Source organism: Pseudomonas sp. TE3899 (genome assembly GCF_056279105.1).
The window spans coordinates 3377107-3394554 of the sequence record NZ_JBWBQR010000001.1 but is presented as its reverse complement, the minus strand read 5'-3'; the positions used below and the strand labels follow the sequence as shown (position 1 = coordinate 3394554).

19 protein-coding genes and 1 tRNA gene are annotated in these 17448 nt (G+C 58.5%); 15 read left to right on the top strand and 5 right to left on the bottom strand.

What is annotated here, in order from left to right:
* Window positions 1–10 precede the first annotated feature (10 nt).
* Window positions 11–250, top strand: coding sequence for a sulfurtransferase TusA family protein (locus tag ACZ89E_RS15535; RefSeq protein ID WP_169371182.1), 240 nt, complete (start codon window positions 11–13; stop codon window positions 248–250).
* 31 nt (window positions 251–281) lie between these two features.
* Window positions 282–1352 (top strand): AI-2E family transporter, encoded by a 1071-nt coding sequence (locus ACZ89E_RS15530; protein WP_149657180.1) that lies wholly within the window; start codon window positions 282–284, stop codon window positions 1350–1352.
* Between the two features lie 134 nt (window positions 1353–1486).
* Here the strand turns inward: ACZ89E_RS15530 and ACZ89E_RS15525 are convergent, their stop codons facing one another.
* Complete coding sequence (locus tag ACZ89E_RS15525; protein ID WP_123597202.1) at window positions 1487–1960, bottom strand: peroxiredoxin; 474 nt, start codon at window positions 1958–1960, stop codon at window positions 1487–1489.
* A gap of 10 nt (window positions 1961–1970) precedes the next feature.
* On the bottom strand, window positions 1971–2531 hold the full coding sequence (locus ACZ89E_RS15520) for a glycine cleavage system transcriptional repressor (protein WP_054046705.1): 561 nt from the start codon (window positions 2529–2531) through the stop codon (window positions 1971–1973).
* Window positions 2532–2860: 329 nt separating this feature from the next.
* Between ACZ89E_RS15520 and dapA the strand changes: the two genes are divergently transcribed.
* The 7 genes from dapA (at window position 2861) to hepT (ending at window position 7492) form a co-directional block, all read left to right on the top strand.
* Window positions 2861–3739: a 4-hydroxy-tetrahydrodipicolinate synthase gene (gene dapA / locus ACZ89E_RS15515; protein ID WP_169371180.1), complete on the top strand. Its 879-nt coding sequence runs from the start codon at window positions 2861–2863 to the stop codon at window positions 3737–3739.
* A gap of 17 nt (window positions 3740–3756) precedes the next feature.
* Window positions 3757–4872: an outer membrane protein assembly factor BamC gene (gene bamC, locus ACZ89E_RS15510; RefSeq protein WP_149657177.1), complete on the top strand. Its 1116-nt coding sequence runs from the start codon at window positions 3757–3759 to the stop codon at window positions 4870–4872.
* A 6-nt stretch (window positions 4873–4878) separates the two neighbouring features.
* Window positions 4879–5637 carry an MBL fold metallo-hydrolase gene (locus ACZ89E_RS15505; protein WP_123406244.1) on the top strand — a complete coding sequence of 253 codons (759 nt, stop codon included), beginning with the start codon at window positions 4879–4881 and terminating at the stop codon, window positions 5635–5637.
* Between the two features lie 28 nt (window positions 5638–5665).
* A complete protein-coding gene (gene purC, locus ACZ89E_RS15500; RefSeq protein ID WP_123507616.1) occupies window positions 5666–6379 on the top strand; it encodes a phosphoribosylaminoimidazolesuccinocarboxamide synthase in 714 nt (237 codons plus the stop codon).
* Window positions 6380–6463: 84 nt separating this feature from the next.
* Window positions 6464–6553: transfer RNA gene (locus tag ACZ89E_RS15495), tRNA-Ser, on the top strand.
* A 119-nt stretch (window positions 6554–6672) separates the two neighbouring features.
* Complete coding sequence (gene mntA / locus ACZ89E_RS15490) at window positions 6673–7068, top strand: type VII toxin-antitoxin system MntA family adenylyltransferase antitoxin (protein WP_149657175.1); 396 nt, start codon at window positions 6673–6675, stop codon at window positions 7066–7068.
* Window positions 7058–7492 carry a type VII toxin-antitoxin system HepT family RNase toxin gene (gene hepT / locus ACZ89E_RS15485; RefSeq protein ID WP_149657174.1) on the top strand — a complete coding sequence of 145 codons (435 nt, stop codon included), beginning with the start codon at window positions 7058–7060 and terminating at the stop codon, window positions 7490–7492. The genes mntA and hepT overlap by 11 nt, the downstream gene beginning before the upstream one ends.
* A gap of 226 nt (window positions 7493–7718) precedes the next feature.
* On the opposite strand, the gene mtlD is transcribed toward hepT, so the two are convergent.
* The 3 genes from mtlD to ACZ89E_RS15470 form a co-directional block, all read right to left on the bottom strand.
* Window positions 7719–9857, bottom strand: a complete 2139-nt coding sequence (gene mtlD, locus ACZ89E_RS15480; RefSeq protein ID WP_476255993.1) for a bifunctional mannitol-1-phosphate dehydrogenase/phosphatase — start codon at window positions 9855–9857, stop codon at window positions 7719–7721.
* A gap of 681 nt (window positions 9858–10538) precedes the next feature.
* A complete protein-coding gene (locus ACZ89E_RS15475; RefSeq protein WP_476255992.1) occupies window positions 10539–11234 on the bottom strand; it encodes a DUF1963 domain-containing protein in 696 nt (231 codons plus the stop codon).
* Between the two features lie 108 nt (window positions 11235–11342).
* Window positions 11343–11534, bottom strand: a complete 192-nt coding sequence (locus tag ACZ89E_RS15470; RefSeq protein WP_007958030.1) for a YegP family protein — start codon at window positions 11532–11534, stop codon at window positions 11343–11345.
* Between the two features lie 279 nt (window positions 11535–11813).
* Between ACZ89E_RS15470 and ACZ89E_RS15465 the strand changes: the two genes are divergently transcribed.
* The 6 genes from ACZ89E_RS15465 (at window position 11814) to ACZ89E_RS15440 (ending at window position 17447) form a co-directional block, all read left to right on the top strand.
* Window positions 11814–12782 carry a glycosyltransferase family 2 protein gene (locus ACZ89E_RS15465; protein WP_463259672.1) on the top strand — a complete coding sequence of 323 codons (969 nt, stop codon included), beginning with the start codon at window positions 11814–11816 and terminating at the stop codon, window positions 12780–12782.
* Between the two features lie 3 nt (window positions 12783–12785).
* Window positions 12786–13496, top strand: coding sequence for a class I SAM-dependent methyltransferase (locus ACZ89E_RS15460; RefSeq protein WP_476255991.1), 711 nt, complete (start codon window positions 12786–12788; stop codon window positions 13494–13496).
* Window positions 13493–13879 (top strand): GtrA family protein, encoded by a 387-nt coding sequence (locus ACZ89E_RS15455; protein ID WP_149657169.1) that lies wholly within the window; start codon window positions 13493–13495, stop codon window positions 13877–13879. Before ACZ89E_RS15460 ends, ACZ89E_RS15455 begins: the two co-directional genes overlap by 4 nt.
* Complete coding sequence (locus ACZ89E_RS15450) at window positions 13876–15984, top strand: DUF6311 domain-containing protein (RefSeq protein ID WP_476255990.1); 2109 nt, start codon at window positions 13876–13878, stop codon at window positions 15982–15984. The genes ACZ89E_RS15455 and ACZ89E_RS15450 overlap by 4 nt, the downstream gene beginning before the upstream one ends.
* A 73-nt stretch (window positions 15985–16057) precedes the next feature.
* Window positions 16058–16996 carry a LysR substrate-binding domain-containing protein gene (locus ACZ89E_RS15445; RefSeq protein WP_476255989.1) on the top strand — a complete coding sequence of 313 codons (939 nt, stop codon included), beginning with the start codon at window positions 16058–16060 and terminating at the stop codon, window positions 16994–16996.
* Between the two features lie 85 nt (window positions 16997–17081).
* On the top strand, window positions 17082–17447 hold the full coding sequence (locus ACZ89E_RS15440; protein WP_149657166.1) for a 5-carboxymethyl-2-hydroxymuconate Delta-isomerase: 366 nt from the start codon (window positions 17082–17084) through the stop codon (window positions 17445–17447).
* Window position 17448 lies beyond the last annotated feature (1 nt).

Here is a 17448-nt window from a genome sequence, read left to right as displayed (position 1 = left end):
GAGTGATGCAATGATTGACGCGGTAGCCCATGACGTTGAACTGGACGCCAGTGGCCTGAATTGTCCGTTGCCATTGCTCAAGGCCAAGCTGGAGCTCAATCGGATGGCCAGCGGCGCGGTTCTCAAGGTGATCGCCACGGATGCGGGTTCCCAGCGCGACTTCCGCACCTTTGCCCGGTTGGCCGGTCATACGCTGCTGCGTGAAGAAGACGAGGCGGGCGTGTACCGCTATTGGTTGAAAAAAGCCTGAAACCGGCTGCGTTTGTGACTAAGGATTATTGATGTTCAAAGTGTTACGCGACTGGATTCAGCGCTACTTCTCCGATGAAGAAGCCGTGGTGCTGGCGGTGCTGCTGATCCTGGGCTTTACCGCCGTGCTCACCTTGGGCGGCATGCTCGCGCCGGTGCTGGCCGGGATGGTGCTGGCGTATCTGATGCAAGGACTGGTCGTCACCCTTGAGCGTCTGCGTGTGCCCGGTGGCGCGGCCGTGGGGCTGGTGTTCGCGTTGTTCATGGGGCTGTTGCTGGTGTTTATCGTGGTCGTCGTGCCGTTGCTCTGGCATCAACTGATCACGCTGTTCAACGAATTGCCCGGCATGCTCGCCAAGTGGCAGTCGCTGCTGTTGCTGCTACCTGAGCGTTACCCGCACCTGGTGTCCGACGAGCAGGTGCTGCAAGCCATCGAAGTGGCCCGGGGCGAGATTGGCAAGTTTGGCCAGTGGGCGCTGACGTTCTCGTTGTCGAGCCTGCCGCTGCTGGTCAACATCATGATCTACCTGGTGCTGGTGCCGATTCTGGTGTTCTTCTTCCTGAAGGATCGGGAAATGATCGGGCAGTGGGTTCGCGGCTACCTGCCGCGTGAGCGGGCGCTGATAACCCGCGTTGCCCATGAGATGAACCGGCAGATCGCCAATTACATTCGCGGCAAGGTCATTGAGATCTTCATCTGCGGTGGCGTGACCTACGTCGGTTTCGTCGTGCTGGGGCTCAACTATGCGGCGCTGTTGGCATTGTTGGTGGGCGTTTCTGTGGTGGTGCCGTATGTCGGCGCCGTAGTGGTTACCGTGCCGGTCATGCTGATTGCGTTGTTCCAGTGGGGCTGGAGCGATCAGTTCATCTACCTGATGGCGGTCTACGGGATCATTCAGACCCTGGACGGCAACGTGCTGGTGCCGCTGCTGTTCTCGGAGGCGGTCAACCTGCATCCGGTGGCGATCATCTGCGCTGTGTTGTTGTTTGGCGGGTTGTGGGGTTTCTGGGGGGTGTTCTTTGCGATTCCCCTGGCGACGCTGTTCAAGGCTGTGCTCGATGCGTGGCCGCGCAAGGAGCCGGTGGTGGCGCCGTTGCTTTAGATTTCAATCTTGAGGACCTCTTCGCGGGCAAGCCTCGCGCCTGCAGACTTGCGTCGTTCCCGATCTGGCGAACGGCGCAAACCCTGTAGGCGCGAGGCTTGCCCGCGAAGGCGCCGGAACAGGCGTCAATAAAATCAGGCCTTGTTCAGTGCCTGAGCCGCCGCCAAAACCGCATCCACATGCCCCGGCACCTTCACGCCGCGCCATTCCTGACGCAGCACACCGTTCTTGTCGATCAGGAACGTGCTGCGATCAACGCCCATGTATTCCTTGCCGTAGAGCTTTTTCAGCTTGATCACATCGAACAGCTGGCAGAGCGCTTCTTCCTTGTCGCTGATCAGCTCGAAGGTGAACGCCTGCTTGGCCTTGAAGTTCTCGTGGGATTTCAGGCTGTCGCGGGACACGCCGAAAACTTCAGTGTTGGCGGCTTTAAAGGCCTCCAGCTGATCGCGAAAACCCTGGCCCTGGGTCGTGCAGCCCGGGGTGCTGTCCTTCGGATAGAAGTAAATCACCACCTGCTTGCCTTTGAGGCTCGCGAGGCTGACGGTCTGCCCGCTGGTGGCGGGTGCTTCGAAGTCGGTAACCGGTTGGTCGATAGCAACGGCCATTAAAGCTTCCTTACATTGGGTTTTGTGGGCGCCACGGTTCGATCAGGGCGTCCAGGTTCAGCGCGTCGGCGAAATCCAGGAACTGATCGCGCAGCCAGCTGATTTGCACGCCGGCCGGCAGCGTCACGGTAAATGTGGCGTTAAGCATGGTGCCGCCGGTTTGCGGTGCCTGATACGTGTCGCAGGTCAGGTTTTCCAGCTCGACGTTGTGGTCCATGAAGAACTGGCACAACTCATTGATGATGTCCGAGCGGTAGGCCGAGCTGACATAGGCAACGTAAGGCAGGGCCTGTGGACGGTTCTCCAGGGCCGCGCTACGCACCACGTTGACCGTGAAGGCGTGCTTCTTGGCGAGGATCGGCAGGCTGCCTTCCAGGCGGGCCAGGGCGTCCCAGCTGCCGGAGATCTCGAGGATCAGGGCACTGCACTCGCCATGACGGGTCAGGCGAGAAGTGACCACGGCGCAGCGGTTTTCATGGCTGGCGCGGCACAGGACGTTAGTCAGCTCCATGGGGTTGGCGCCGAGGGCACTGATGACAAGGAATTGTTCGCGAACTGTGGGGGTGGACATGCAGCATTCCTAAAGCGATGAGCGGTCGATACTTCTACGGGCTTTTTTTTACCGGGGGCGACCCTGCGCAGACGAATTCAGAAAACCCGAGCCGAAGGTTGCAACGTGCTCCACAGTGGCGGGAGCGAGGGGTGGCAACGCTGGATCGGGGCTTGTGATGCCGAAAATGGAGGCTGGAACCCGGCGTACGAGCTTATCAGTACCGATCAAAGTCTGAAGGGTAGCGAAAAGCAGCGCCAAGGGGAATGGCAGCAGCGCAGTACTTCGCTTGTACAAGCATCTTGGCGCCAGTACCATTACGGCTCTCTTTTTCCGGCAGGAGCGGTTGCATGATTGCGGGCAGTATGGTGGCACTGGTCACACCCATGGATGCACAAGGTCGTCTCGACTGGGACAGCCTGAGCAAACTGGTGGACTTTCACCTGCAAAACGGCACCCACGCGATCGTGGCGGTCGGCACTACAGGTGAATCGGCCACGCTAGACGTGAACGAGCACATCGAAGTGATTCGTTACGTGGTCAAGCAGGTTGCAGGGCGCATCCCGGTCATCGCCGGTACGGGTGCGAACTCGACGCGCGAAGCCATCGAGCTGACCACCAACGCCAAGAGCGCCGGCGCGGACGCCTGCCTGCTGGTCACGCCGTATTACAACAAGCCGACCCAGGAAGGCTTGTACCAGCACTTCAAGGCCATCGCAGAAGCCGTCGATATCCCGCAGATCCTCTATAACGTGCCTGGCCGCACTGCGTGCGACATGCAGGCCGAGACCGTGATCCGCCTGTCGACCGTGAAAAACATCATCGGTATCAAGGAAGCCACCGGCGACCTGGGCCGTGCCAAGGCGATCATCGACGGTGTCAGCAAAGACTTCCTGGTGATCTCCGGTGACGACGCCACGGCGGTCGAGCTGATCCTGCTGGGCGGCAAAGGCAACATCTCGGTGACCGCCAACGTCGCCCCGCGTGACATGGCCGACCTGTGCAACGCCGCGCTCAAGGGCGACGCCGTGACTGCGCGGGCCATCCACGAAAAGCTGATGCCGCTCAACAAGACCCTGTTTATCGAATCCAACCCTATCCCCGTGAAATGGGCACTGCATGAAATGGGCTTGATGCCGGACGGTATCCGTCTGCCGCTCACCTGGCTCAGTGCTGCCTGTCACGAACCGCTGCGGCAGGCCATGCGCCAGTCCGGCGTCCTGGTTTAATTGAGGAAGTACAACGCATGAAGCGAATGGCCGGACTTTCCGCACTTGCCTTGATTATCTCCAGCACCAGTGGCTGTGGATGGATCTGGGGCCCGGAAGGTTACTTCCGTGACCGTGGTAGCGATTACCTGGAAGCGCAACAGACTGCACCGATGCAACTTCCACCGGATGTCCAGACCGCCAAACGTCTGGATCCGCTGTTGCCGATCCCGCGTAACGTGGCCGATGACACCGCCAAGGGCGAATACATCGTGCCGCGTCCGCAGCCGCTGTCGGCGGTGGCTGACGCCAGCGACTACACCCTGCAGAAAAGCGGTGACTCGAGCTGGGTCATGGGTCAACACCCACCGGCCGAAGCCTGGCCTGTGGCCGTGCAATTCTTCCAGGACAACGGTTTCCGCCTGGATGAACAACGTCCGCAAACCGGCGAATTCACCACCACCTGGCAGCATTCCGACGAACTGTCCGCCGCGATGGCCAAGCGCCTGAGCGCGGCCGGCGTCAGCGCCGACAGCGAAACCCGCGTGCGGGTCCGCATCGAGCCAGGCGTGCAGCGCAACACCAGTGAAATCTACGTGGTCAGCGCCCAGCGCCCGGCCGGCAGCACCGCCGACGTCGACTTCACCAACCGCTCGGTCAACACCGGCCTCGACGCTGCACTGGTCGACGACATGCTCGCGAGCATGAGCCGCACGGCCGAGAAGGGCGGTTCGGTTTCGATGCTGGCTTCCCAGGACTCCGACAAGCCAAGTCGCGTCAGCCTGAGCGAAGATGGCAGCGGCAACCCGATCCTGAACGTCGGTCCGGACCTGGACCGTGCCTGGTCGAGCGTCGGTCGCGCGCTGGAACAGGGCGAGTGGCGCGTTGAAGACATCAACCGCAGCCTGGGCCTGTACTACATCAACCTGTCCGAAAAAGCCGAGAAGAAAGACGAGAAGCCTGGCTTCTTCAGCAGCCTGTTCGGCAGTGCGCCGACCAAGGAAGAAGTTGAAGCCCGTGCCGAGCGTTATCAGGTTCGCCTGAGCAAGGTTGGCGAGAACGTCCAGGTCACCGTCGAGAAAAACATCAATACCGTGGCGCCGGCAGAAGTGGCGCGCAAAGTGTTGAGCGTGATTCAGGACAACCTGGGCTGATATCACATGCGTTTTGCCGTTCTCGGCAGCGGTAGCCAAGGGAACGGCACGCTGATAGCCAGCGCTGACACGTATGTGCTGGTGGATTGTGGTTTCTCCCTGCGGGAAACCGAAAAACGCCTGCTGCGCCTGGGTGTAAACCCGGCGCAGTTGAGCGCGATACTCGTGACCCACGAACATGCCGACCACGTGCATGGCGTGGGTTTGCTGTCTCGGCGCTACAATCTGCCTGTCTACCTCAGTCGCGGCACCCTGCGCGGGATGCGCAAACCGATCGAACCCGCAGGCTTCCTGGCCGGCGGCGAGCAATTGCAAATCGGCGCCCTGAACATCGAAGTCATTGCTGTGGCCCACGATGCACAAGAGCCGACGCAATACGTGTTCAATGACGGTGAGCGACGCTTCGGCCTGCTGACCGACCTGGGCTCGTATTGCAACAAGGTGCTGGACGGCTATCGGGACCTCGATGCGTTGATGATCGAGTCCAACCATTGCCGTGACATGCTGGCTCGCGGTCACTACCCCTACTTCCTGAAGCAGCGGGTGGGCGGTGAACTGGGACATTTGAACAACCACCAGGCGGCATTCCTGGTGTCCGAGTTGGGCTGGCAAGGCCTGCAACACCTGGTCCTGGCCCATCTGAGCAGCAAGAACAACCTGCCGCAGCTGGCCCGGCAATGTTTTGTCGACACCCTCGGGTGCGACCCGGACTGGCTGCAACTGGCCGATCAAGATTCAGGGCTCGACTGGCGACACATCGCCTAGCCCACCTACTTAGCAAGCGGAGCCCATCATGGAAAAACGTGAAGAACTCTACCGCGGCAAAGCCAAATCGGTTTTCAAGACCGATGACGCTGACCGCTTGATCCTGCTGTTTCGCAACGACACCTCGGCGTTCGACGGCAAGCGAATCGAGCAGCTCGACCGCAAAGGCATGGTGAACAACAAGTTCAACGCCTTCATCATGCAGAAACTCGAAGCAGCCGGCGTGCCGACTCAATTCGACAAACTGCTGGGCGACAACGAATGCCTGGTTAAAAAACTCGACATGATCCCGGTCGAATGCGTCGTGCGTAACTACGCCGCCGGCAGCCTGGTCAAGCGTCTGGGCGTCGAAGAGGGCCTGAAGCTCAACCCTTACACCTTCGAACTGTTCCTGAAGGACGACGCCAAGGGCGACCCGTTCATCAACGAATCCCACGTCGTGGCGTTCGGTTGGGGCACCGCCGAGCAACTGGTTCGCATGAAAGAACTGTCGCTCAAGGTCAACGAAGTCCTGAGCAAACTGTTCGACGACGCCGGCCTGCTGCTGGTCGACTTCAAACTCGAATTCGGCGTGTTCTCCGACGGCTCCATCGTCCTGGGCGACGAATTCAGCCCGGACGGCTGCCGCCTGTGGGACAAGGCCACCGGCAAGAAAATGGACAAAGACCGCTTCCGCCAGGGCCTCGGTGACGTCATCGAAGCCTACGAAGAAGTCGCCAATCGTCTGGGCGTACCGCTTTAATCGACGCAAGCATCTGATAGCACGGAAAAAAATTGCTTAAGGGGGTTCGCTTCCGGCAAAAGTGTTGTTATGATGCGCGCCGTTGGAGAGATGCCAGAGTGGCCGAATGGGACGGATTCGAAATCCGTTGTACCTTCACCGGTACCTAGGGTTCGAATCCCTATCTCTCCGCCATTATTGAAAAACGAAAACCCCTGATAACTTCAACGTTGTCGGGGGTTTTTCGTTTAGGGCAAAAACAAAATGACTAATTCTGGTACGGTCTTCGTTAATTGGCGATCTGGATATCAGTCATGAACCTGGAAAAACCGCTGACACTCTTGCAGGCGCAACTTCCTGATCTGTTGGCTGTGTACGTATTCGGCAGTCAGATGACCGGTGATGCTGGCGCTGAGAGTGATCTGGATGTAGCGGTGCTTTCTGCAGGGGCGGTCGAGCCGCTGGTACTTTGGCGGTTGTCTGGAGAGCTTGCTGATATCGTAGGTGTTCCTGTCGATTTGCTCGATCTGCGTGCTGCATCAACAGTGATGCAATACCAGATACTGACTACAGGGCGTCGACTTTGGTCCAAAGACAGCCAGGCAGGTCTTTTCGAAAGCTTTATCTTGAGCGAAAAAACTGCATTGGATGCTGCAAGAGCGGAGTTGCTGGCAGATATCCAGAAGGAAGGGAAAGTGTATGGTCGATGATGTTCTCATCAATAAGGCTGCGAGCATTGAGCGTTGTGTAGCGCGAGCTCGTCAGGAATATGAGAAGGATCCCGTCAGTTTTGCCACTGATTTCACTCGTCAGGACGCCGCGATACTGAATATTCAGCGTGCCTGCGAAGCCGCGTTGGATATGGGGCAGCATCTAATTCGTCGTGAGCGTCTAGGGGTGCCACAGAGTGCGCGTGACGTGTTTGAGCTGCTATCCACGGGTGGATGGGTAAGCGCTTCGCTGCTCAGCAGTCTTAAGAATATGGTGGGGTTCCGCAATATTGCCGTACACGAGTATCAAATCCTCCAATTGCCGATTACTGTCGCGATAATCACCAATCATCTCGATGACTTTCTGCAATTCAGCTCCCATATTTTGATCAGGGATGCGAGTTTGGGAAGTCAACAGGGCTGACAACTCCCTCTTTCCGAGCGGATATATACGCTGCAACGTCTCCAACGATAAGCTGCGCAAAGTTCTACCCCCTGATCTCTCCGCCATTATTGAACAAGACGAAGCCCCCGTAATCATTGCTGATGACGGGGGCTTTTTCGTTTCTGGGGTTTTGTTTAGGGCAATTTAAAGTCCATACGAACAAGGGCGCTAAAAAGGCGCCCTTGTGGCGTAAGGACGTGCAAGGCTAGCCCGCTTTCGGCCACCCCCAATGCCCGGAATCCGGCTCGACCAGCCGTTCAAAATGCCCACCAATCCCCTCAATCAACCCTGCATCCTTGACCGGATCCAGCCCCGGATACGGTTTGCCGTTGTAACTCCCCGTATACGTCAACATTGCCTCGACACTCCCGCTCTCTTCATAAAGCGTGCGCATCAACTGACTTTCCTGATCCTTGGCGTCCGTCGAACGCAGCGCGTAATGCAGGGCTAGCGCTGTGCCGAACTCGAGGCCGGTAGAATCGATCCCGTGTTTGCGGGCCAGGTCGATGCTGCGCAAGATGCGTTCGTTGCGTTGCAGTTTACGCAGCGGGTCACGGCCGACTCGGGCACACGGGTCTTTGAAGGAAGTGTTGCAGCGTTCGAGGAAGGTTTTGGCGAAACCGGCGACGGCTTCGCTCATTTGCGGGTTTTCCGCCACCAGGGCCGGACCGACTTCCTGGCGGATCAGGCGTTCAGCCAATGCACTGACGCGCGGGTCGCCCATGCCCTGGCCCAGCCACGAATAGCCCAACAGGCTGGCGTACCAGGCAATGATCGCGTGGGGACCGTTCCACAAGAGGTTCTTGATGACCTGGGTCTGGGTGATGTCTTCCACGGTTTTCACCTGGCGCAGTCGCTCTAGCAAGTTGCTGCCGCGCTCGACGTAGAGAGGCATGTCCGGTTCGCTGTTGAACAGGATCAGGTGCATCTGGCTCAGGGCGTTGCTCGACTGGGCGAAGGGCCGGAAACGGCCGATCAGTCGTTCATATTCGGGCGCCTTTGTGGTCGTCAGTGCCTGGGGGGCGCTCGGTTCGTCGCTCAGGCTGTTCTGGAAGATCTTCGATTTGATCCGCAGTTGTCTGAGCAAGGCCTCGTTGGAAATCTTCGAGACGATGCGGCTGACGACTGTTTCGGCAAAGTGGGTCTTGTCCAGGATCTGCTGGCAAGTTTCAGGCGAAACCAGCAGTAACAGCTGCGCTTCGACATGGCGGCGGACGAAGGCGGCGCCACCGACCTTGTTCAGCACGATCAGGATGGTCAGTTCGCGTCTACGGCGTTCGTAACGGCGGATCAAACCCTTGGCGATGACATCGGCCTGTTTGCGGATGGCGGGCTCGGGCAGGCTCAGGCCGACGATTTCTGCGACGTCGTACATATCGATCACCGCTTCGGCGTCGTCCATGTCGATCATCCGCAGGTTTTCGATGGTCTGGTCGAAGGACGTGGCGCCGTAGCGCACGCTGAACCGGCCGAAGGCGTCGACCGTTTCACGCAGCATGCGCGAACGGGTGGCGCCGATGATTTCACAGGGCCGGGTGTAGCCATCCCAGTGGGAGAAAATCTGTGTCAGGTAACCGCCGCCCATGGCGCCGAAGCCGTGGATGCCGACGCGAAACTGATTGAGGGCCTGGGGGAAGGTCTCGGTCAGTTCGGGGGTGCCGAGGTCGGGCATGCATTGGGTCAGGTCGCCGAGAAATTGCTGCATGTTGCTATAGGCCTTGAGCGCACCGGCCTTGACCTCAGGCGCGGGTGGCTTGATGTCTTCGATCAGGATCGGCTGCCCCTCGGCACGGATCGCCGAGAGCAGGCCGTTTTCCGAATCTTCGACCATGAAGCAGTGACCCGGCTCGCAATTGAGCGCGCTGGCTGCCCGCAGGAAAATCTCGGGATGGGGCTTGCCCTGGGTGACTTCGTCGCCACACACGGTGATGTCGAAATACTTGAGCACGTTGGCATTGATCAAATACTCCTCGGCAATCGCCCGACGGCTTGAGGTCGCGACCGCCATGGTCAGGCCGTACTTGCGCAAGCGCTCCAGCACTTCCAGCAATCCGGCCTTGATCGGCACGCCTTCATTGCGCACATACGCCAACTCAAGTTCATCGGCGCGCTGGCGAATCTCGGCGTAGGGAAAGTCTTCCCCGTTGTGCGCTTTCGCCAGGGCCTCGGCCTTCTTGGCGCTCAGGCCCAGCGAGCCGATCAGGGTTTCCTCGCTCAACGGCTTGCCGAAAATCTCGCTGGACGCCTGCTTGAGGGTTTTGAAGCGCAGGCGTTCGGTGTCAAACATGGTGCCATCCATGTCGAAGATGGCGCTGAATATTCTTTTTCCCTGGAAAAAAATCATTGATTGATACTCCTTGTACCGTGGGGTGGCGCGACGCAAAGCCGCCTGAAAAGGGGCACTGCATCTGCGAAATGAGATGGCCTGGAGCCGACGGGCACGGTTCGAGGCGCGAAGGCCGACCGGGCGATGTCTCGCTCAGGAAGTGATGGGTTCAGATGGAAAAGCCAGACGAGCACGAACTCCGCGAAAAAACGGAAGAAGGGCGCACCGGTTCAGTGGCTGATGATCAGGAACAGACAGGCGGAGGGACGGAGCAATGGCGCCGATGGGCGCACCAGTCCGACAATCGAAGTCGCAGGCGGTGTACAGCGAGGAGTGCAAAGAGGCGAGGAACAAGCCCTGTGGCTGCTTCAGCGAAGCGTTTGACGTGAGGCCCACAGTGCGCAATCAGGGATGCGGAAAGTGGGCCGACAAGGCGATCGATACGTGTGATTCCGAGCATAAGACGCTGTGATTTCCTGCGGCGTGGCTTAGGGTCTTTTTAGGTATACAGCATGGGAAGCGTCTATATCAAGGTTGGGGCGCGGTAGAGCTCGAGCGGGAATGAGGTGGTATGGCCCCATGCGCAAGCACATCACTCGCCCATGAAAAAATCTCCTGACGCCATGTTGAGAGGTTTTTTTGATGGCTGGGATGTGCCCGTGCTCGTTCACGGGCGGATGAAGGTGCGGCCTCTTTTTACTAGTAGAAATCGTAGTAAATGGCCCATGTCCCGTTGATCCTGTTCTTCCAGAACATCAGGCTCCCGCTGTCCACGACATTCAAATTGATTTTCGAGTCGGACGAAATCTGGAACACGAATTCAAAATCATCGCCGGGGTCCACGCCTGACTGACAGAACGAGGGATAGCCGCCGATTTTGTGTTCGTAGGTGTGAGTGATCACGTCGTAATAGGATTCGATTTGCCCAGATCGCTCAAGTTCGAGTATTTCAAGCTCGAGATCTCTGGGGACACCGCCGCCGTCCCAGAGTGGAAAGTCCTCTTCAACCAATTCGGCCTTCAGCGCAAAGGGCTTGAGGAAGGTATTGGCTACCGGCAGTTCTTTGCGTACCAGCTCATCATCAAAGGTGTATTCCCGGATGACCCAGTTGTTGCCCATGGGTTCAAAGGGCTCGGGAAACGGGTAAGAGACAAAGACTGTCAGTACGCGAATCCCCTTGAGGGCCAGGCTGGCAAACGGCAGGCAGGGTAGAAAAAACTGAGCATAGGGATGCAGTTCCTCGCCTGCATCGTTTTTGGGGATCGCTTCATCCGGGCGGAAAAGGAATACGTTGCCCAGCCAGCTTTCCTCATCCTTGAGCGTAGGCCGGAACCCGCCCGCGACGAACTTGATGGCGGGTACCGCGAGGCGGCGCCTGATTTCTTGTATCTCCATTACAACCAAACTCCTGATCAGGGTGTTGCAGTCAACTATGTCTTGTCTGCAGTGTCGAGTTCGGGATCCAGGAGCTGCCCATCAAGCATGAGCAGCCGGCTTAATCCTTTAGATTTCCTTGACTGGAGTCTCCCCCTGCACCCCCTTGATCAACTCGATCACATGCAAACAGTCCGCCTTGTTCACATATGACTCCCCACTGGCAACCGTCTCATGATTCCCCGCCCGTAGCCTCCAGCGCCACTGTCCTTTTCCTGTGCTCGGGGTGCCTTTCGATTGCCTGTAAATCTCAAAATACATTCAGCTCGCTCCATGCGATGGGTCAATTGCGACAACCTGTGTGTCGCATGTCAGCAAGCCTAGCGGAGCTGGTTTTTTTGGCCATCGGGCATTTGTTTCCAATGATTTGAGGGCTTTTCCTACAGCTGGCCGGGCTCTGAAAGAATGGCCAAAACCGCCGCAGTTTCGCCCTTGCATCACCCTGCATGCTCCTGCTTAATACGACTCGGCTCATGGCGCTGGAAAACACCCCGGCGACCGAAGATTGTTGAAAAATCACTATAAAAAAAGAGCAATCCATTGACTCATCAGCACGGAACGCAACTCGCCGGGCATGTGGCGCTTTCGCTCGTCATCCCGGTGTTCAATGAAGCGGCGACCATTGATCTGTTCATCGCGCGGATTTCTGACGTCTTCAAGGATGAGGCGCTGGTCAGTCTGGAAATGGTGTTCGTCAATGACGGCAGCACCGATGCGACTTTGGACATTCTTCTGGAACGCCAGGCGTCTGACCCGCGCGTGCGGATCGTCGATCTGAGCCGTAATTTCGGTAAGGAAGCGGCGTTGACCGCAGGCTTGCAAACAGCCACCGGCCAGGTGGTGGTGCCGATCGACGTCGATTTGCAGGACCCGCCGGAAGTGATCCTGCAGATGATTGCCCTGTGGCGCCAAGGCTATGAAGTGGTGCTGGGCCATCGTGTGAGTCGCAAGACCGACTCCTGGGCCAAGAAAACCTCGGCCAACTGGTTCTATCGCCTGCACAACAAAATCGCGGATCAACCGCTGCCCAAGGATGTCGGCGATTTCCGGCTGATGGACCGCTGTGTGGTCGATGCCTTGCAGACCCTGCCCGAGTCCCGGCGCTTCATGAAAGGCTTGTTTGCCTGGGTCGGGTTTCGCACCACGCATGTCGATTATGAGCGCCCGGAAAGGGTCGCCGGTGAAACCAAGTTCAACGGTTGGCGCCTGTGGAATTTCGCGCTGGAAGGCATCACCAGTTTCAGTACCGACCCGCTCAAGGTCTGGACCTATCTGGGAGCGTTCGTGTCCGTGGTGTCTTTCTCATTTGCCATTTTCATCATTTTGCGCACGTTGATTTCTGGCATCGATTTGCCAGGTTATGCCTCGCTGATGGTGGCCGTGACCTTTCTCGGTGGCCTGCAACTGATCGGCATCGGGGTGCTCGGCGAGTACCTGGGCCGCACCTATATCGAATCAAAACGCCGGCCGGTTTATCTGGTACGCCGTGTCTATAACGCCAAGGACTGAACCATGGATCTCAAGGAAACCGACATCCTCGGTTCAAGCATTGATCAGCACTGGTATTACGCGTCCAAAGCGGCGGCGACCAAGCGTTTGCTGGGCGATACCCCGATCAAGAAGATTCTCGATGTCGGTGCCGGTTCCGGGTTTTTTACCCATCACCTGCTGACCCACACCGCCGCGAATGAAGCCTGGTGCGTGGATATCAGCTACGACGCTGACTCCGACGCCAGCACCTCTGGAAAACCTGTGCATTACCGTCGCGGCATCGAGGCGGTGGACGCCGATCTGGTGCTGCTGATGGACGTGCTGGAGCATGTCGATGACGACGTCGGGCTGCTCAAGGCTTACGTCGATAAAGTCCCGTCCGGCAGCCGTTTCCTGATGACGGTGCCGGCGTTCCAGTTTCTCTGGAGCGGGCACGATGATTTTCTGGAACACAAACGCCGTTACACCCTGGCGCAGTTTGAAACCGTGGCCCGGGACGCCGGTTTGACGGTGAAGCAGGGCGCTTACTACTTCGGCGCGGTGTTTCCGATTGCGGCCACCCTGCGGCTGTTGCCCAAGGGCACACAACCGTCGCCGCCGCGTTCGCAACTCAAGCAGCATCATCCGGTGGTGAATTCAATTCTGAAGACCCTGTGCAGCATCGAGCTGCCGTTCATGGGGGCCAATCGCCTGGCCGGCCTCACGGTGTTTGTGCTGGCGCAGAAGCCGTGACCTCAGCCGAAAAGTCAGCGTTGATCAAAAGAGCGTTGAGGTTTGCCGTGACCGGGTTGTTTGTCACGGCGCTTCACGCGGTCGTGGCTGTGCTGTTCATCAATTTCGTGATGCCGATGCCGCCCCTGGCCAATGGTGTGGCATTTGCCGTGGCGACGGTGGCGTCTTACCTGATCAACACGACCTGGAGTTTTTCCGCCCGGTTGCATGGCCGCACGCTGCTGCGTTTCATGATGGTCTCGGCGGCGGGGTTCTTGCTGGCGATGTTCGTGGCCTGGGCGGCGCAAATCGCCGGGCTCAATTATTTGCTGGGGATTGGCGCGGTGGCGCTGACAATCCCGGCGTTTACCTTCGTATTGCATAATTTCTGGACGTATCGATGAAGGATTCGGGAAAGCGCTGGGCTGTCACGCTGCTGCCATTGCTGATGGGGGTATTGGCTTTTTTCATCGTGATTGGGCCGCGGGCGCTCAATCCGCAGAACATTGCCTGGCTGGGCACGGGCGACCCGGCTACGCATTATCTGGGTTGGGTCTTTTTCAGGCAGTCGCCATGGACCTTTCCGATCGGCCTGAATCCCACCTACGGCCTGGAGTTGGGCAATGGCATCATTTTCTCTGACTCCAATCCGCTGCTGGCTTTTTTGTTCAAGCCGTTTGCTGCGCTATTGCCTGAGCCTTTCCAGTATTTCGGCATATGGTTCCTGGCCTGTTTTGTCTTGCAGGCGTGGTTCGCCTGGAAACTGGTAGGACTGATTACGCCCAGCGTCGCCATGCGTGCCGCCAGTACCGTGTTGTTTTTGTTTGTACCGCCAATGATCATGCGCATGCCGGTGCATCTGTCATTGGGTGGGCATTTCCTGATTCTCGCCGCGTTGTACCTGAGCCTGCATCCGCAATTGAACAGACGGCGTCTGGCCTGGGGCGCTTTGTTGGCAGCGGCGGCGTTGATCCATGCGTATTTTCTGGCCATGGTTGCGCTGATCTGGATCGCCGATCTCGCCGCAAAATACATCAAGCAAAAACTGACCTTGCGAGCGGTGCTCATCGAGTTTGCGCTGTTGTTTTCACTGGTCAGTTTCTGTTGCTGGCAAGCGGCGTATTTCTCCGTCGGGGGCGACGGCGCGATTTCCGATGGCTTTGGCCTGTATCGCGCCAATCTGTTGTCGTTGTTCGCCCCTGTCACCTGGTCCTACTTGTTGAAGGACATTCCCGGCGCACCGGGTGACGGCGAAGGTTATGGTTTCCTCGGCCTGGGGCTGCTGTTTCTGGCGATCTGTGCCTTGCTCGGTGGGCTGCGGGGCAACACCGGGTTTGGCGCGGCAGTACGCAAACGGCCATTTTTGTTACTGGCGTTGATTGGGCTGGGGATTTTTTCCGTTTCAAACCACATCGCTTTCGGATCGCTGGAGTTTGCCTATCCGCTGCCTTCGGCGGTTATCTCCATCGCGAATATTTTCCGTGCTTCAGGACGGATGTTCTGGCCGGTGTACTACGCGGTCATCCTGGCCATCATTTTCCTGGTGATCCGTTCCAATCGGCCACGAGCGGCGACGTGCCTGCTCATGATCGCGGTGTTGATCCAGGTGCTCGATACCCACAGCGGCTGGTCGATGATTCGCAAAAGACTGATGGCGCCCCCGGCGTCCGAGTGGGCCAGCCCCTTTGTCGACCCGTTCTGGAACAGCGCGGCTTCCCATTACCGCAAAGTACGCTGGATCGTGCCGCAAAACCTGTCGCCGCAATGGATGAACGTTGCGGCGTTCGCAGGTAAACATGGTTTGCCGACCGATGCCGTGTACCTGGGGCGCATGGATCTCAATCAATGGCGCCAGGCCAACCAGAAGGCGAGCAAGGCGTTCGCGACGGGGCAATATGAGGCGGACTCGTTGTACCTGCTCGACGACCGCGCATTGCTTCAGGCGGTGGCGACGGTCAATACCAAAACCGATCTGTTCGCCCGGATCGATGGCTTCACCGTGTTGGCGCCCGGTTGGAAGCAATGCGCCGATTGCCCGCAGACGATTGCGCAGATTCCGCCCGCCGACTTGCTTCCCGTTGTCCAACCCGGACATAAAAAGCTGTTCAATGTCGGGGGCGAAGGCAAGCCGTTGCTGGCCAATGGCTGGTCGGAGTCTGAACTCTGGGGCACCTGGTCTGAAGAGACCAGCGCTGAGATAGTGTTTCGGGTCCCCCCATCCGCACGCACGCTGCGCCTTGAAACCACGGCGTTTCTACCTCCGGGCCATGCCAGGCAGGGTGCGGTCATCAGCATTAACGGCCTGTCGGCAGTGACAACCGTGCTGGATAAGGCTGATGGCAACGTGATCGATGTGAACCTGACCGAGGCGATGAAGCAACGTGTGTTCAGCGAAGGGATGTTGCGTCTGCAGTTCCAGTTCGCCGATGCGGTCAGCCCATCAGCGTCCGGCTTGAGTCGCGACCCACGCAAACTGGCGATGGGCCTTAAAGCCCTGACGGTCAATTGAACGTTTGTGCACGTAGACGCACTTGCCGCGCCTTTCTACACTGCCCGGAGTCTTGGGGACCGGGGTGCAGTGGATGAATCGCAATGAACTACGCAAGGCCGACATCAACCTGATGGTGGTGTTCGAGACCTTGATGCTGGAACGCAACGTGACGCGGGTGGCGGAGAAACTGTTTCTCGGTCAGCCGACCATCAGTGCCGCGCTCAACCGTTTGCGCACGATGTTCAACGATCCGCTGTTCATTCGTGTCGGCCATCGCATGGAACCCACGGCCCGGGCCGAAGAAATCATCCTGCACCTGTCGCCGGCGCTGGACTCGTTGTCAGTGGCCCTGAGCCTGACCCACGATTTCGACCCGGCCAGCAGCACCATGACCTTTCGGATCGGCCTGTCGGACGATGTCGAGTTCGGCCTGTTGCCGCCGCTGCTGCGCGCCCTGCGCCATGAAGCGCCTAAGGTGGTGTTCGTGGTCCAGCATGTCGATTACTGGCGCATTCCCGACCTGTTGGCCTCCGGCGATATCACCGTCGGCATCAGCCAGACCCGCGGTTTGCCGGCCAATGCCAAGCGCAAACTGCTGCGACACATCCTGCCCAGCATCTTGCGTGCCGATGCGTCCGACACGCCGCTGACGCTGGATGAATATTGCTCACGCCCGCACGTGCTGGTGTCCCACACCGCCAACGTCAGTGGCTATGCCGATGAGTGGCTGGCGGAGATCGGGCGCAAGCGCCACGTCGTGCTTTCCGTTCCGCAATACAGCTCGTTGCCGGCCTTGCTGGCGGGGACTGACCTGATTGCGAGCTTGCCGGACTACACCGCCACCGCCATGGCGGCGTCCGGTCAATTGTTCCAGGAACCCTTTCCGTTCAAGACCCCGACTTTGGATCTGTCCATGGTCTGGCTCAGTCATGTCGACACCGATCCGGCCGAACGCTGGTTGCGTTCGCGCCTGGAAGCGTTCATGAGTGAGCGTGGCCTGGCCGATATGCACAGCACCGGTTCACTCTGATAATCGAGTCCAAAGAAGCCGCCGGAGCGTAGCCCGGCTCTGTGATATATGTAGGCCCTTTCTTCCCATCCACAGGAGCACCGTCATGCCTCACCTGCACATGGAATACACCGCCAACCTGCCCGAGCTGAACGCCGACGTGGCGTTGATCCGTCTCAACAATACGTTGGTGGGGTCCGGTCAGTTTGCGGCGGAGTTCGATATCAAGAGCCGTGCCGTGAAGGTCGAGACCTTCAAGGTCGGCACCGCGTTGGGTGAGCGGGCGTTTGTGCATGTGAAACTGGCGTTGCTCAGTGGTCGCCCGCCGCAGGTCAAGAAGCAGCTGTCCGAAAGCCTGTTGGCCGTTGTGCAGGATTTGTGTGAGTGGCCGACGGGGGTTGAAGTCCAGTTGTGTGTGGAAATCCTCGACATCGACCGCGAGTCCTACACCAAGACGGCCATCGGCCTCTGAG